We start from the raw sequence: 17,166 nt of genomic DNA on the forward strand, positions 1-17,166 counted from the left end.
ATACTTTACAGATGTTTAAGAAACTACTTTTTTTACTGTTATTCGTGAATACCTTAGTTGTATTTGCGCAACAAAATATACTGGTAAACGGTAGTTTTAACAATGGTACTATAGGTTGGACAACCAATGGTACGGTTTCTGTAGAGTCAACAGGTTTAGTATCAGGGTCTTCAGAATCTGCTCAAGTTATTGCAACTAATGGTAAATTAAGTCAGGATATAAATGCCAATGACGAAGAGTGGGAATTCGAGTTTTATTTTGCTTGTCAGAATCCAACCTTATTTTCAGGAGCAAACAGAGGCCTAAATGTTCACATTAATAATGCTGAAATCAATCTAAGAATTGCAGAAAACGGTGATATTCAAGTGTATTCTGGTTCTTGGATTACCATAGGGTCTGGTAATGAAATTTCTTTTTCAACAGATAACAATGCAGATGGAGATATTATTGATGCAGGTGATGTTTTAAATGCACATCGTTTAAAGATAGTAGGACATCAATACGGTACAGGGCAATCCAATTACGATGTATATGTTTCCGAAGCCAATACTAGTGTACTTCAATTGGTAGCATCGGGTTTAACATATTTTCAAGGGAATCCATCAACATTAACTTCTGTAAGCTTTTTGTCTAATTTCGGAATGACATCTGGTATGTCGTATCTGGTTGATGAATGTGTTTTGTTTGATAATAGCAATATTATTATAGAACAAACAAGCGGATCAACTTCCGTAGAGGAAGAAGGAGCAACTTCAGACACATTTACTATAAAACTAAAAGACCTTCCTACAGGCGATGTCACTATTAATATTGCCGAGGTTGGTACATCGTATTTAAATGTAACGCCTTCAAGTGTGGTATTCAATGCTTCAAATTATAACAATCCAAAAACAATAACCGTTACTGCCATTGATGATAGTGAAGCACAAGGTGGCACTTATACAACCAATTTGTCATTTGAAGTAACGTCATCAGATTCAAATTATAATGGAAAGCCCTTAACCGATATAGCAGTTTTTATAAAAGACAACGAACCTTTTGTATATCCTTTATATAGTGGTGTTTATCCGCATTTAGCGGTAACCAATAGTAATAATGAATGTGGCGTAGGTGCTATTGTACCTTGGCAAGACGATTTATGGTATGTAACCTATTCACCTCATTTCCCTAATGGAAGTAATGATAAATTGTATCAATTAAGTTCAGATTTAAGTGTCGTTGCTAGACCAGAAAGTGTGGGAGGTACTCCTGCAAATCGTATGATTCATTCAGAATCCAATCAGCTCATCATAGGGTCTCATATCATTGATGAAAACAAAGTAGTTAAAACCATACCATTATCTACTATGCCAGGGCGTATGACTGCTAATGCACGCCATTTAACAGACCCAGAAAACCGTGTTTATTTTGTAACCATGGAAGAAGGTATTTATGATGTAGATGTAAATACCTTGGATTTTGTAACCTTGCACGGTGATACAAATTCTGGAGGATTTAACAGCATTGTTCCAGGTGTTCACATGAAAGGTGCTTATACAGGGCAAGGACGTTTAATGATTGCTAATAATGGAAAAGGAGGAACATTATCTGAATGGAAAGGCTTTGGCGATGGTAATCCTGCCAATTCTGGAGCTTGGACAAATATTGATGTTAATAAGCACGTAGAAATTACATCAAAAGGAGGTATTTACGGGGCAACGTCTCCCAACGATCCCATTTGGTCAATGGGTTGGGATGATAAATCAGTATTATTAAATGTATGCGATAAAGGTGGTGTTTGGAAGCGGTTTAGAATGCCTAAAGGAAGTTACACACATGATGGAGATCCTGGATGGTACACAGAGTGGCCTAGAATTAGAGATATTGGTTATGGCAATGGCAATTATTTAATGAATATGCATGGGTTGATGTATCAATTTCCATCAGAATTTAGTCATGATAATACAGGAGGAATTGTACCTTTTAGTAGCTTTTTAAAAATGATTGTTGATTATACCGAATGGAATGATCAAATTGTTTTGGCGTGTAATGATGCATCAAAAATGGGGAACAGTATTTGCCCAAGAGCAGAATCCAATTTATTGTTTACTACGCGAGAAGAATTAGATACTTATGCAAGTACTCCTTTTGCTTTTGGGGGCGTTTGGACCTCTGAAGCGGTTTCTGCAAATACACCAAGTGAAGCTATTTTAATTAGTGGTTACAAATACAGAACTCTTCATTTAGAACAAAATACCAACACCGAAGTTGTGTTTACAATTGAAGTAGATATGAGTGGAGATAATAATTGGACAACCTTAGAGCAGGTAACCATTCCAGCATTGGGGTATGCGAATTATCTACTTCCAGAAAGTTTGCAAGCACCTTGGTTACGAGTCGTTTCAAATACCAATGTAAATAGTGCAAGTGCATATTTACATTTCGCGAACGAATATAGTACACAAACACCTAGTATTATTAGCAGTATTGTACCACCAGCTCAAACTACAGCAATGAGTTCTGGATTAATTAGGCTCATGTCTGGTACTGATATGAAGTTACAGTTTGCTTCTGATATTGTTGATAACCAGGGTAGTATCACCACAGGTTATTACGAGATGTCTAGTAATATGATTATGAATAAGGTGAATAATACTAGTGGAGAAAACACATTGAGGTCGCAATACAATACCACTAAAGATTTCAATGTAGATGAAGCATCTGTTATTGTAGAATCTCAAGGAAATCAATATCGATTGCCTTTTGGTGATGATAAATTTAGTTCACCATTCGTTTCGGGTTGGCCTCGTGGCGAAAGAGAAATTGTTACAGAACGTAGTATGATGAACATCCACGGGACTTTTTACGAATTACCAAGAAATAATTCAGGTGGTATGCGAAGAATAAGACCCATAACTACCCATAACAAGCAGATATTCGATTTTTGTTCATGGCGAGGTATGCTAGTGTTGTCTGGAAATTTTGCTAATGCCAATAACGACGAGCATTATAAAAAATCGAGTGATGGAAAAGTAGGACTTTGGTTTGGTAATGTGGACGATTTATTTAGAATGGGGATACCAAAAGGTATTGGCTCAACTTGGAAAAATATGTCAGTACAAGCCAATACACCTTCGTTGCCTTACATCATGCAAGGTTACAATGAAAAAACGGTCGTTATGTCTCATAATTTGGACATTCCTGTAACGTTTACATTGCAGATAGATTATTTGGCTAACGGTAATTTTGTGGATTATAAATCGATTCTAGTAAACCCTGGCGAAGAAAAAGTGTATGAGTTCCCAGAAGGATTTAATGCCCATTGGGTAAGAACAAAAGTGAATGAAGATTGTACAGCCACAGCAACATTTTATTATAATGTAGAGGCACCATCATTAAGTGTTGATACTGTTGAAGATACAAACAAAATTATGGTGTTTCCAAATCCTGTTCAATCAGAATTGTATGTAGAAGGCTTAGAAAATGTAACAAACGCGGTTGTTTACGATTTGTTTGGTAAAAGAATAATGATGTCAAAGATTGATAAAAAAGTAAATGTTAGTCGCTTGCATACAGGTTTTTATATTTTGGTTTTAGAGGGGCATGCCCCTCTAAAGTTCATTAAAAATTAATTATTGAAATGAAATTATAAAAAGAGGTTATTCTTCTATTTCAGATTTTAGGAAAATTACCTTTGGAAGCTGCTTAAACAAGTGTTTTAAATTATAATACGCTGTAGAACAAATTATGAAAAAGAATCAAATTAATGATGGGATTTTGATTTGTTTGTATCATAATGTTTTAGTAATAAGTTTCTATTAACAATTGAACAATTATTTAATGTTTTATTTTATGTTAAACTTAGTTAAGAGGAGATTTAGGGAGGGTTTATCGCTTCTATTTATTCTGGCATTCAATATTAATTATTCCCAAAATCGCCCAAATATAGTTGTAATCATGTTAGATGATTTAGGTTATGGCGATCTTGGAATACATGGCAACCCCTATGTAAAGACTCCTAATATAGATGCATTAGGGAAGGAAAGCGTTGAATTGACACATTTTTATGCATATCCAAGTTGCTCACCTACAAGAGCCGCATTAATGACTGGTAGATGGCCTTATAGAACAGGAATATTAAGTGTTTTTTACCATGCAGGTCTTATGCATGCCAACGAAGTTACCATAGCCGAAACTTTAGGTGATGCTGGTTATCGAACAGGGATTTTTGGAAAATGGCATCTTGGAGATAATTACCCAATGAGACCAACAGATAATGGGTTTCAGGAGGCATTGGTTCATAAGGGAGGTGGCATTGGTCAGGCAGCAGGCCCCGTTGGAAACACATATTATGATCCTATTTTAGAACACAATAATGTAGCACAGCGTTATGAAGGATATTGCGATGATATTTTTTTTAATGAAGGTATGCAATTCATTCGTCAAAGCCATCAGGACAAAAAACCTTTTCTAGCTTATATATCCACTAATCTTGTTCACTTACCTCTTACTATAAATGATGAGAAAGTAGACCCATACAGGAAAATGGGTTTACATGAAAACAATGCTCGTGTTTATGGTATGGTATCAAATGTAGATACAAATGTTGGGAAGGTGATGAAATTGTTGAAGGACTTGAATATTGAGGATAATACCATTGTTGTTTTTATGTCAGATAATGGCCCTCGAGATCGAAGAACCAAGAATGATGTTATTCCCGATAGATATAATTACAATCTCCGGGGTACCAAAACAAGCGTTTATGAAAATGGTATTCGTGTTCCCTTTTTCATTAGATATCCACAAGGATTTAATGGTGGCAGAAAAATAGAAACGGCCACAAGTGTCATAGATGTTTTGCCCACGCTTTTAGAAGCATGTAAAGTTTCACCTCCTAAGCAGGTAAAAATTGATGGTGTATCGCTTTTACCTTTAATTGAAAAAGAAGTGAACAATTTGCCTGAGCGTTTGCTATATTTTCAATTACATCAGTCCGATGAACCTTTTGAATACATGCATTTTGCTGTAAGGGGGGCACGCTATAAATTGATAGCGCCTCAAGATAATCCGCATGGTATAATTTTTCAACCTAGTGATGGTGAATTGAAAAATGTTCTTGAGAGATTAGAATTATATGATGTTAAAACCGATTCAAGCGAAATATATAACATCGCAAAAGAGCATCCTGAAATTGTAAGAGAGTACCTAACAAGTTATGAGAATTGGTTTAGAGAAGTTACCCAAGAAAGGCTCACTTATGGTTTTAATGGTGTTCAACCCACCATTATTGGTAATCCTGCACAACGGGAGGTTGAACTTTCCCGATTTGATTGGGGAGGGCCTGGAATAGTTTCTGGGAAGCGTTGGGGACAATGGGTAGTCCAAAGTGAAGCAGGGAAATACAAAATAACCCTTCACTTTGACCCTGTGAAAGAAGCAGGTAAAGCAATTCTTAAGTTTGGGAATGTTACAAAAGAGCATATTGTTAATATCGGTGATACCTCAGTTGTATTTGAAGATATTGATTTTAAGGAATACACAGGCATATTTGATGCTTTTGTAAAATATAATCAATATAGTCTTTTGAAAATGGGTGTTCGCTTTGTTAACATAGAAGTAATTGATTAATCATGCAGAATTGGAATAGTATTAAAAGGAGTGTTTAATTTAAGGTTAAATAGCACTATAAAATATTATATCAATCAATTTGTAAAAAATTAGATGTTATGAAAAGAAGAAGTTTTCTGAAGTCAGGTATTTTAGGATCTACAGCACTTTTTGCAGGTTTACACGAATTAAATGCTATGGAGGCATTAAGTAATCTGGAAGAAGTATCTGGAATGAAAATCACAAAAATCAGGTATTACAGTGCACCAGGATATAACAAGCCCTTATTTAACCAAGCTCGCGGAATTGTCGAGATAGAAACTGACGGCGGCATTATTGGTATTGGTGAAGGTGGTTCTAAGGATATGATTGAACAATGTGCTAAAATGATGATTGGCGAGGATCCTTTTAGAATTGAATATATATGGCAGAATGTATATAGGGGTATGTTCTACCCACCAGGACGGGAAAAACTTCACGCTTTAGGAGCTTTGGAGATGGCTCTTTGGGATTTGAAAGGGAAAGCTTTGAATGCTCCAGTTTATGATTTATTAGGTGGAGCATCCCGAGATTCTGTCGAATGTTATGCTACAGGTTTCCGTGCTTCCAAAGCTAAAACCAATGAACAACGCGCAATAGACTGTTTAGAAGCGGGGTTAAGATGCTATAGAATTGGCCCTACAGGAGGAAATGGCGAAAGCCCTTTTGATTTCTATGAAAATGCAGAAAAAACGATTGAACTTTGTAAAAGGATAGATAGTGCAGTAGGCGGGAAAGGTAATTGGGCCATTGATTTGCATACCAGATTTGATCCGCAAGAAACGATTAAGATATGTTCTGAATTAGAAGAATTACAGCCTTATTTTGTTGAGGACTTGATACGATCGGAAAACCCAGGGTCTTACAGGATGATGCGTTCAATGACCAAAGTACCTATAGCTGTAGGAGAGCAATTTGGTGATATATGGGACATTAATGAACTAGTAGAACAAGAGCTGATTAATTATAGTCGCGTTACCTTACCTAACACTGGTGGGCTTTCGCATTTTAAAAAGATAGCTGCCATGTGTGAAACCCATTATGTAGGTATGATACCTCATTTTACAGGGCCTCTTTCAACCGCAGCCTTGGTACATGTTTTAGGATCTAGCAGTCCATCTAGATGCATGATGGAATTGTTAGGAGGAGAGCCTGAAAGACCAGCATATTTCAATGAAGATTTTATAGATTTCAGAAAAGGTAAATTACACCTTAATCCAAGTCCAGGATTAGGCGTGAAATTTGACTCGAAGAAAGCCGATTTTATAATGGAAATTACTGAAAAAGTGAAATTTCCACATCCTATATTGAAAGCTCCAGATGGTTCTATCCGTAACTGGTAGAACCTTTTGTGTACAGTGTCAATATTTTCAAATTTTAAAACCAATTAAATTCATTAAAAAATAGTTTTGATTACTATGAGAAAATTAGGTTTACTTTTATTGCTACTATCAATCATTTTATCCTGCAATACTAACATTGAAAAACCAATTTACAAAGCAGAAGTATGGGAAAATCCAGAGTGGGAGAACCCAGAAATTTTTCAAATTAATAGAGAAACACCTACTGTAAGCTTTTACAAATATGAAGAGGAATCCTCAGCTTTAAAAAATGAAAGTTGGGAAAACTCAACCTTATATAGCTCCCTAAATGGAACCTGGGATTTTTATTATGCAGACAGTGTACAAGCAAGACCAACTAATTTTTATAAGGGCGATTTTAGTTTACAAGGCTGGGATAAACTAGAAGTACCATCTAATTGGGAACTAAAAGGCTATGGTATTGCTAGATACGTCAGTGCAGGCTATACGCATCCTATAACCCCACCATTTATAGACCATAGTGTGAATAATGTAGGAAGCTACAAACGTAATTTTGAAGTGCCAGAAAATTGGAATGGAAAAGATGTTTATTTACATTTTGGAGGGGTAAGTGGAGCAATGTATGTTTGGGTAAATGGCGAAAAAGTGGGCTATAACGAAGGTAGTAAAACACCTGCTGAATTTAACATCACCAAAAACATCAAAAAAGGAAAAAACACATTAGCGGTTCAAGTGTTACGTTATTCGGATGCGACTTATTTAGAAGATCAAGATTTTTGGCGTTTATCGGGTATAGATCGTGATGTTTACATCTATGCTTCTAACAAAATTACACTTCGAGATTTTAGGGTAATTGCCGATTTGGAAAACAATTTTAAAGATGGGATTTTCAATCTATCCTTAAAAGTGGATAATAATACAACTAAAGCAGCAAAAAAAGACATCAAAATAAGCTTGTTAGATGGTGAAATAGAAATGTATTCAGAAACTAAAAACGCAACTTTAAAAACAGGTAGAAATACAATTGATTTTCATAAAATTATTCCGAATGTAAAATCGTGGAATGCAGAAACGCCTAATTTATATACGCTGTTAATTTCCGTAAACAGAGAATCAACTGCCATAAAAGTTGGGTTTAGAAACATCACGATAAAAAACAATCAGTTTTTAGTCAACGGAAAAGCGGTTTATATAAAGGGTGTGAATTTACACGACCACGATGATAGTAGAGGTCATGTAGTTTCCGAGGAGTTAACCCTGAAAGATTTACAATTGATGAAGCAAAATAACATCAATGCGATACGTTGTAGTCACTATCCTAAAAATCCGTTTTTTTACAGAATGTGCGACAAATACGGTTTCTATGTGATTGATGAAGCCAATATCGAAATCCACGGAATGGGTGTTACGTATAGTGTTGATAGCGGCAAGAAAGATAAAGCAGTACATCCTGCTTATTTACCACAATGGAAAGCGATGCATTTAGATAGAACTATCCGTATGTTTGAGCGTGATAAAAATTACCCCTGTATTGTAACCTGGTCTTTAGGAAATGAGGCAGGAAATGGCGACAACTTTTTTGCAACTTACAAGTGGTTGAAAGAAAATGACAGTACAAGACCTACGCAATATGAAGGGGCTACCAAATACGAAAACTCAGATATTCAAGCACCTATGTATGCATCCATTGAAAAAATGATTGCGTATGCAGAAGACAACCCTACACGACCTTTAATTCAATGTGAATATGCACACGCTATGGGAAATAGTGTTGGGAATTTGCAAGATTATTGGGATGTGATTGAGCAATACGATATTATGCAAGGTGGCTTTATTTGGGATTGGGTAGATCAAGGATTAAAAACCACAAACGACAAAGGCGAAACCTATTGGGCGTATGGAGGTGATATGGGAGACCTCAATCTGGATCATAGTAAAAACTTCTGTTTGAACGGAATTGTAAATCCAGATAGAACAGATCATCCCGCTTTGTACGAGGTTAAAAAAGTATATCAATACATTCAATTTTCTTCTGAAAACCCAAAATCTGGAGAAATAGAAATCAAAAACAAATACGATTTTACAAATCTGAATCTGTTTAATTTTTCGTGGATAGTATTGAAAGAAGGTGTTGAAATCACTTCAGGAGAGTTGCCAACTTTGGATATTGCGCCTTATCAAACTAAAAAAGTAAAAATAGATCTACCAGAATTGGATGAAGCATCTGAATATCATTTGAATATCTATGCCAAATTAAAAGAAGCAAGTCCTTTAGTGCCTAAAAACCACTTATTGGCTTATGAGCAACTGCAATTAACACATCCAAAAAGGAATATCGCTTTGCAAAATACAAATGGTGAATTGGAATCAAGTGTGGATAAGGATACTTTAAAAGTGTACGGAGAAGGTTTCGAAATGGCATTTAGCAAAAAAACGGGTGCTTTAACTTCTTTAGATTATGGCAATGGAAATATATTAGTGGAAGGCATAAAAGCCAATTTTTGGAGAGCGACTACCGATAACGATTTTGGATTCAAAATGCCTGAAAAATTAGGCGTTTGGAAAGAAGTAACCGAAAATCAAGCCCTTATTTCTTTAGAAGAAACTAAAGAAAATAATACTATCGTTGTAACCGCAAAATACAGTTTGTCAGACGTAAAAGGTGGTTTGGTTATCGATTATACCATTAACGCTTTGGGAGAAATTTCAGTAAAAACAAGCATCACATCTATAAACACTGAATTACCAGTTTTACCACGTTTCGGAACAAACTTCATTCTGAAAAATAAATATAATAATGTTGAATGGTTTGGTAAAGGGCCTCACGAAAATTATCAAGATAGAAATACTTCAGCTTTGGTAGGGCAGTACAATGCATCTGTTTCAGATTTGTATTTTCCATACATCCGTCCGCAAGAAAATGGGTATAAAACAGATACACGTTGGGTTACTTTTACTAACACAACAGGACAAGGTATAAAAATTATGGCACCCCAATATTTTGGCTTTAGTGCACACCATCAATACAATGATGATTTTGATGAAGGTGAAAAAAAGATACAACGACATACTACCGATATTGTAAAACGAGATTTTGTAAACATCAATATCGACAAGGAACAAATGGGCGTTGGTGGCGATACCAGTTGGGGAAGAATGGCACACGATGCGTATTTAATTAAAGCTCAAGATTTAGAATATACATATATAATTACACCTATAAAGTAGAGGTTTTTTCATATGATAAAACAAGCTTTTAAAGAAACAACAAGAGATAATAAAACCATTTCTACCACTTCAGACTTAATAGTTGTTGGAGGAGGAATGGCAGGAGTATGTACAGCCATAGCAGCAGCACGAGCAGGTATTAAGGTTACTTTGGTACAAGACCGTCCTGTACTTGGTGGTAATGCATCCAGTGAAGTACGCTTGTGGGTATTGGGTGCAACATCTCATATGGGAAATAACAATAGATGGGCCAGAGAAGGAGGAATTATCGATGAGGTTTTAGTAGAAAATACCTTTAGAAACAAAGAAGGAAATACCATTATTTTCGATACCATTCTACTTGAAAAAGTAACTAATGAAACCAATATAACTTTGTTGTTAAATACCTCGGTTTTTGAAGTATTAAAATCCAATGCAACAACGATAAGACAAGTCAATGCATTTTGTAGTCAAAATTCCACGATGTATCATTTAAAAGCAGCTTTGTTTTGTGATGCTTCTGGCGATGGTATTGTTGGATTTCAAGCTGGGGCTGCCTTTAGAATAGGTGCAGAATCTAAGGAGGAGTTTGGAGAGTTGTTTGCACCAGACATTTCTTATGGAGAACTTTTAGGACATACCATTTACTTTTACAGTAAAGACACAGGAAAACCAGTTGATTTTGTTGCACCAGAGTTTGCTTTAAAAGACATTACCAAAATACCACGTTATAAAAACATAGGTTATAACGATAGTGGTTGCCGACTTTGGTGGTTAGAATATGGAGGAAGAAAAGATACCATTCACGATTCTGAAGAGATTAAATGGGAATTGTGGAAAGTGGTATATGGTGTGTGGGATTATATCAAGAATTCAGGAAGTTTTCCCGAAGCAGAAAACTTAACTTTAGAATGGGTAGGAACCATTCCTGGAAAACGAGAAAGCAGACGTTTCGAAGGTTTATATATGATGAAGCAACAAGATATTGTGGAGCAAAAAAAGTTTGAAGACGCCATAGCTTTTGGAGGTTGGGCAGTAGATTTACATCCAGCAGATGGTGTTTACGATAGTCGCCCTGGGTGTACGCAATACCATTCTAAAGGCATATATCAAATCCCTTTACGAAGTTTGATAAGTAAGAATATTGATAACCTGTTTTTAGGAGGACGAATTATGAGTGCAACCCACGTAGCTTTTGGTTCTACACGTGTAATGGCAACTACAGCACATTATGGACAAGCTATAGGTTACGGAGCAGCTCAATGTATTAAAAATAAGGTGTTACCAGCAGATTTAATCCAAAACAAAGAAATAAAAGAATTGCAACAAACTCTAAATATTAATGGACAAAGCATCCCAGAAACCTCCATTAATCAGCAGTTCAATTTGGCAAATACTGCAACTATAGAAGCTTCGAGTGTATTCAAGTTAAAAGCATTGAAACCAAGCGGTATTTGGCAAAAACTCACGAATGGTATTGCCCAATTATTGCCATTGAAAGCGGACACAAAGTATGAATATATATTTCAATTTTTAGCGGAATGTGATACATCAATTACAGTACAATTAAGAACTTCCGAACGAACAGGCTATTATACACCAGATACGATTATAGAACATCAAAATATTCAGTTAAGTAAAGGAGAGCAAAATATATCATTTGTGTTTGATGCAGTTTTAGACCAAGACCAATATGCGTTTATTGCAATTTTAAGAAATGAAAATGTATCGTATCAAATTTCAGAAGAACGCGTAACGGGAATTTTATCGGTATTCAATAGTGAAAATAAAGCCGTAAATAATATAGGAAAACAATCACCTCCAGAAAATTCTGGGTTGGATGCTTTTGAATTTTGGATTCCTTTACGAAGACCAAAAGGTGAAAACTTAGCGTTTAAAATAACCCCTGAAATTACTGATTTTGGTACAGAAAATTTGACTAATGGTTTTGTGCGTCCCTATTTAAAAGCCAATGCTTGGGCTGCTACAAAAGAAGACAAAACGCCAGAATTGATATTAAGTTGGGATGAAACACAAACCATAAATGAAATAAAATTATTTTTAGATACCGATTATGACCATCCTATGGAATCTTCATTAATGGGGCATCCAGAAGCGAGAATGCCGTTTTGTGTTGAACATATCCAAGTTTTTGATGAAGATGAAACCCTGCTTTTTTCTGTAATAAATAATCATCAAACCATTGTACAACATCAGTTTGATATGCCTATCAAAACAAAAAAAATATATATTAAAATGGAATCAAAAGTGACGCATATTCCTGTTTCGGTTTTTGAAATTCAGATAAGATAATTTTATAGGAATGAAAATTATAACATTTTTTTTAATCAGCATTATTAGTGTCATTTCACAAAACGCACAAACCTATGTGAATTACGCCGAAGGAAAATCGATAAAAACAACCACAAAAAAGAAAAACCTTCAAAAATTAAACGACGGAAATTTATCCACAGGTTCTGTTAGAATCAACCCTAAAAGGAAAGTTTATACAGTAAGTATGGACTTAACTGCCGAGTTTAAAATAGGAGGAGTGCATCTTTATATGGATGCCAAAGGGATTTTACCAATTAGAGATTTTGCTTTACAATATACTTTAGGCAAAGAGTGGGTTGATATTCCAGAAGCAGTAATCATCGATAATTTTAGTAGTAGAAAAGCCATTGTGTTTAATCAACCTATTTCTATGAGTGCTATAAGAATTGTTACATCCAACCCCGTAACTTTTGGTTTGGTAGAATGGCAAGTTTGGGGAGAAAACGTGCCAGCTATTCCTTATCAAGTTGAAGAGAAAGTACCAGAACCTTTTGTAGCAAAAAAACATTGGATTTGTGTCAATCAAGTTGGGTATAATTTAGGAGCATCAAAAGGATTTACAGTACCTACAGCCAAAACAGATTTGCCATTTTCAATCATAGAAAAATCTTCAGAAAAAGAAGTTTATAAAGGCAAATTGAAGGATAGAAAAGGATATTTCTCAGATTTCAATCCAAAGGATTCTAAAGGAAAAGAATACGTTATTCAATTAGAAGGTGATGGTTTGGGTAAAGCAACATCCTACCCTTTTGAAATTGGAGAACATTTGTTACAAAAAATGGCGTACCAACCTTCAGTCGATTTTTTTAATGATGCTAGAAGTATTATGGGAACACATCCTTCGGCTTATGGAGGAACTGCTTGGAGAGATGGCACCTATTATACACACGAAGTGCCTTCTATGGTGATGCTATATTTATCGAATCCCAAAGTATTTGATAAAATGCCTGTGACGATGAGTTGGGAAAAGGAAAAAACGAAGATAACTTCCAAAGATTTCAAACACATCAAAGATTATAAAGATGATGATCCTATGTTTGAAGCAAAGGGCTATTATACGGATTTGCCAAGATTAAAATGCAACAACACACCAGATTTGATACAAAGTATAAGATTTGGAGTCGGTTGGAATTTGATGAATCCATATTCAGCAGACCCATCAGGCGACCCCTTAGGCAAACAATTGCACCCTCAAACCATAGAGCAATTTGCCTATTTTTTATACGGATATCCAGCCTATAAAAAATACATTGGTAAAGAATTTTACAACCAAGTTTTAGACTCAACAGTAAAATGGTGGGGGAAATCAGGGTTATTCAAAGTCATCACCAAAATAGGAAACCCAAAAGGGCGTCACGCACCAGGACACTCTATTATGCCGAATTTATTGATGTATGAAGTTGCAAAACGTGAAAACTTAGCCAATGCAGAAACTTATTTAAAAGCGGCGCAAGACCAAACACAATGGATGTTGGATAATGTAGATTGGAACAACCCCAAATTTACAAAAGGACAACGTATGAGCGAACATAAAACCATTCAAGGTCTGGCACATTTTCAATATTATTATCCAGAATTGGCACCAAAAGGTTTGCAACAAAAGTTAGTAGATTGGGCAGAAAAAGCAGTGTCATTATCTCATAATATGTGGGATTTCAGAAAATTTGATGAAGAGAATTATACCTTACCAGGCTATAACGAAGCAGGTAATATTATTGCATTTCCAGCTTGTGGGTTATCTGTAGCTTTAACCTTAGAAGATGGAGAACTCAAAGACCGTTTGGTAGAATTAGCTTATGCGCATTATGATAATTTTATGGGAAGAAATCCGCAGAATGCAAGTAGTATCAATCATCCAGATTTAGGATTTGAAGGGGTGGATGTCGCGTGGCCTTTTCCAGACAAGCGTAAAGATATTTGTGCCAGATTGGAAATTACACGAGGATCTTTAAGTTCGCTCCCAGGCTCAGAAATGTATCCATTTAATCCTAAAGGTAGTCCAAGACATGGAGAAGGTTGGACGGCATATAATGCTGGATGGAATTTAACCATCGCTTATTTGAATTTATTTGAAGGAGTAAAATCTTCGAAATTGTTAAAGCAATAAAGTTTTATGTCTTACAAGGTCTCTTTTTGACCTTGTAAGATTTGGATTAGTAATTTAAAAAATCAATCAATTAGCAAAATAATCATCAACAAATAAAATCCATCACAAATTTGAAGCATTCCTATTTTAAAACCCCTTGTTTAGGGTTTGCCCTTTTTTTTCTGACATTTGTATCAACTTTTGCTCAGAAAACATCTGATAATACTACCTCATCAGTAGAAATCCCAGATTTAGAAAAAGTATATCTGCATACGGATAGAGATTACTATGCCTTAGGAGAATCTATTTGGTATAAAGCGTATTCTGTTTATGGGTACACCAATGTGCTTTTTGATTATAGTAAAACCTTGTATGTAGAATTGATAGCACCAGATTCTAAAATAATTGCACGTAATATCACAAGGTTGGAAAAAGGTATCGGACATGGCGATTTTAAACTTACAGATTCTATAGGTGTGAAATCAGGCACTTATCAATTACGGGCATACACGAATTGGATGCGTAATTTTGATAAACCGTTTGTGTTTACAAAAAACATAGAAATTATTGATTTGATAAAAAATAAAACTTCAGAATCGGATGAAAATGTAGCAAATGGAAAACCTAAAAACTCAAAACATACATCTAAAAAGAATTCAACTATAGATATCCAGTTTTTCCCAGAAGGAGGTGCTTTAATTGAAAATGTTCTAAGTGTGGTTGCTTTTAAAGCAGTTGATAATAAAGGGAATCCTATTGACGTATCTGGAGAAGTGTATGATGCTAATGGTGATTTTATAAGCATGTTTAAAAGTCAACATGTTGGTATGGGAAAATTTTCGTTTACACCTGAAGCAAATCAAACTTATAATGTGAAATTAACAGGATATGAAGAAGAAATGTTAAATATAAAGTTTCCCAAAGTTCAGGAAGAAGGCTATACTCTAAATATAACTAGTAGGAAAGGAAAGCATTATATAAGTATTAAAACTAATGAAGCAACGCATTCTAAGCAAGAAAGAAAAATAGTGTCCTTGGTAGCTTCAACACGAGGTGTAACCTATTTTCAAGGCGATATACCCATTGAAAATGTAACCACAACGTTAACATTGCCAATAGATAACATGCCAGAGGGGATTTGTAGAATCACCTTATATGATGATTTAAATAGGCCTCAAAGCGAACGTTTACTTTTTATAGAAAAAGATAATGGTATAGAAGTATCTATCACACCAGATAAAACACATTATTCCACAAAAGAAAAAGTAAATCTAACAGTGTCAGCAAAAACTAAGGAAGGAATTCCTATTGATGGAAGCTTTTCCCTATCATCTACAGATGGTAATACCATTCTAAAATCAAGCAATACCAATATTTGTGCTTATTACCTTTTACAATCAGATATTAAAGGCGACGTATTTGAACCAGCTTATTATTTTAATAAAGCCAACAAAGGGCGACTTTATCATTTGGATTTATTATTACTTACCCAAGGTTGGAGAGATTTTATATGGAAGGCTTTACCAGAGAAAAAAGAGAAAACCTATTTTAGGTTAGAAAAAGGATTAAAAATTTCAGGAAGAGTAACAAGCCTACTTTCAGCAAAAGCTAGACCGAATAGAAGCATTAGTGTTTTATTAAATAAAAACAATAATTTTATTGAACTAAAAGATACAACAAATGTAAGCGGGAATTTCCTTTTTAATGATTTGTATTTTAAAGGGACATCAATGATGATGATAAATACAAAAGATGAAAAAGGTAAAGATAAGGGTCAGATTACTTTAGACTCTTTATATAGAGATCCAATAGTTGCGAATTTTAGAGGGAGCAAGTTATATAGACCATTGCAAGAAAAACGCAAAGCAATAGGTGATGTAATTTACAGAAATAATATGTCTTTTAATGTGCCTATAGAAAATGTATTAGATGAGGTTGTGGTAACGGGTAAAGCTAAGAAACAAGACGATGAGAGTATATTCGGAACAGCAGATCACACGTTTATAGTGCCTGATGATGGACCAAATTTTTCAACCATATACCAGCTTATTTCGTTCAATATTCCAGGAGTAAATGTTCGCAATGGTAATGTGAGTTTTAATAGAAATAGTGGGCCTGCATTAATTTTACTAGATGGGATGGAAATGTCTCAATCAGAATTAGAGTTTATAGCACCAGAAGATGTTAGAAAAATAGAATCTATTAAAACGTCAGGAGCTTCTATTTTAGGTTCACGGGGCGATAATGGAGCTATTCTTATTTATACAAAAACAGGTGGACTTAACAGAAAATCCAAAAGTACACATTCAGTGGGAGCAAAAATTCATGGTTATCAAGAAACACGGGTATTCTATTCGCCTAATTATGATAAACCAGAAACTATAGATAAAACTTTAGCAGATGTGAGAAATACATTGTATTGGAGACCTTATGTACACCCCAATGAAAATGGTATTGCCGAAGTGTCTTATTTTAATAGCGCCGTTAAAACAAAGGTAAATATAACTTTAGAGGGTATGACAACTTCAGGGATTCCTGTTGTTGTTAATGGCTCATATATAGTGGAGTAACATAATCAATTAATAAAAATAT

Annotated in this window: 7 protein-coding genes; all 7 read left to right on the top strand. The window is 35.0% G+C overall.

From position 1 onward, the window contains the following. Nucleotides 1-11 precede the first annotated feature (11 nt). The 7 genes from Q0739_RS12085 to Q0739_RS12115 all read left to right on the top strand — a co-directional run bounded on the left by Q0739_RS12085 (nt 12) and on the right by Q0739_RS12115 (nt 17,144). Nucleotides 12-3,611: a T9SS type A sorting domain-containing protein gene (locus tag Q0739_RS12085; protein WP_298238997.1), complete on the top strand. Its 3,600-nt coding sequence runs from the start codon at nt 12-14 to the stop codon at nt 3,609-3,611. A gap of 220 nt (nt 3,612-3,831) precedes the next feature. Further along, nucleotides 3,832-5,607 carry an arylsulfatase gene (locus Q0739_RS12090; protein ID WP_298238998.1) on the top strand — a complete coding sequence of 592 codons (1,776 nt, stop codon included), beginning with the start codon at nt 3,832-3,834 and terminating at the stop codon, nt 5,605-5,607. Between the two features lie 98 nt (nt 5,608-5,705). Continuing rightward, the gene (locus Q0739_RS12095; protein ID WP_298238999.1) at nt 5,706-6,968 is read left to right on the top strand and encodes a mandelate racemase/muconate lactonizing enzyme family protein; all 1,263 of its coding nucleotides are present in this window, start codon (nt 5,706-5,708) and stop codon (nt 6,966-6,968) included. Nucleotides 6,969-7,043: 75 nt separating this feature from the next. Continuing rightward, nucleotides 7,044-10,175 carry a glycoside hydrolase family 2 TIM barrel-domain containing protein gene (locus Q0739_RS12100; RefSeq protein ID WP_298239000.1) on the top strand — a complete coding sequence of 1,044 codons (3,132 nt, stop codon included), beginning with the start codon at nt 7,044-7,046 and terminating at the stop codon, nt 10,173-10,175. 12 nt (nt 10,176-10,187) lie between these two features. Next, nucleotides 10,188-12,467, top strand: coding sequence for an FAD-dependent oxidoreductase (locus Q0739_RS12105; protein ID WP_298239001.1), 2,280 nt, complete (start codon nt 10,188-10,190; stop codon nt 12,465-12,467). A gap of 10 nt (nt 12,468-12,477) precedes the next feature. Beyond that, on the top strand, nt 12,478-14,595 hold the full coding sequence (locus Q0739_RS12110; RefSeq protein ID WP_298239002.1) for a cellulase N-terminal Ig-like domain-containing protein: 2,118 nt from the start codon (nt 12,478-12,480) through the stop codon (nt 14,593-14,595). A gap of 110 nt (nt 14,596-14,705) precedes the next feature. Further along, nucleotides 14,706-17,144, top strand: a complete 2,439-nt coding sequence (locus tag Q0739_RS12115) for a hypothetical protein (protein ID WP_298239003.1) — start codon at nt 14,706-14,708, stop codon at nt 17,142-17,144. The last annotated feature ends 22 nt before the right edge of the window (nt 17,145-17,166 follow it).

This window comes from uncultured Algibacter sp. (assembly GCF_947487605.1).
Taxonomy (GTDB): Bacteria; Bacteroidota; Bacteroidia; order Flavobacteriales; family Flavobacteriaceae; genus Algibacter_D.

What these genes read in the sequence shown, in the direction of transcription:
- Q0739_RS12085 (WP_298238997.1), top strand. Translation starts at nt 12, where the DNA reads ATGTTTAAGAAACTACTTTTTTTACTGTTATTCGTGAATACCTTAGTT.
- Q0739_RS12100 (WP_298239000.1), top strand. Translation starts at nt 7,044, where the DNA reads ATGAGAAAATTAGGTTTACTTTTATTGCTACTATCAATCATTTTATCC.
- Q0739_RS12090 (WP_298238998.1), top strand. Translation starts at nt 3,832, where the DNA reads ATGTTAAACTTAGTTAAGAGGAGATTTAGGGAGGGTTTATCGCTTCTA.
- Q0739_RS12095 (WP_298238999.1), top strand. Translation starts at nt 5,706, where the DNA reads ATGAAAAGAAGAAGTTTTCTGAAGTCAGGTATTTTAGGATCTACAGCA.
- Q0739_RS12105 (WP_298239001.1), top strand. Translation starts at nt 10,188, where the DNA reads ATGATAAAACAAGCTTTTAAAGAAACAACAAGAGATAATAAAACCATT.
- Q0739_RS12110 (WP_298239002.1), top strand. Translation starts at nt 12,478, where the DNA reads ATGAAAATTATAACATTTTTTTTAATCAGCATTATTAGTGTCATTTCA.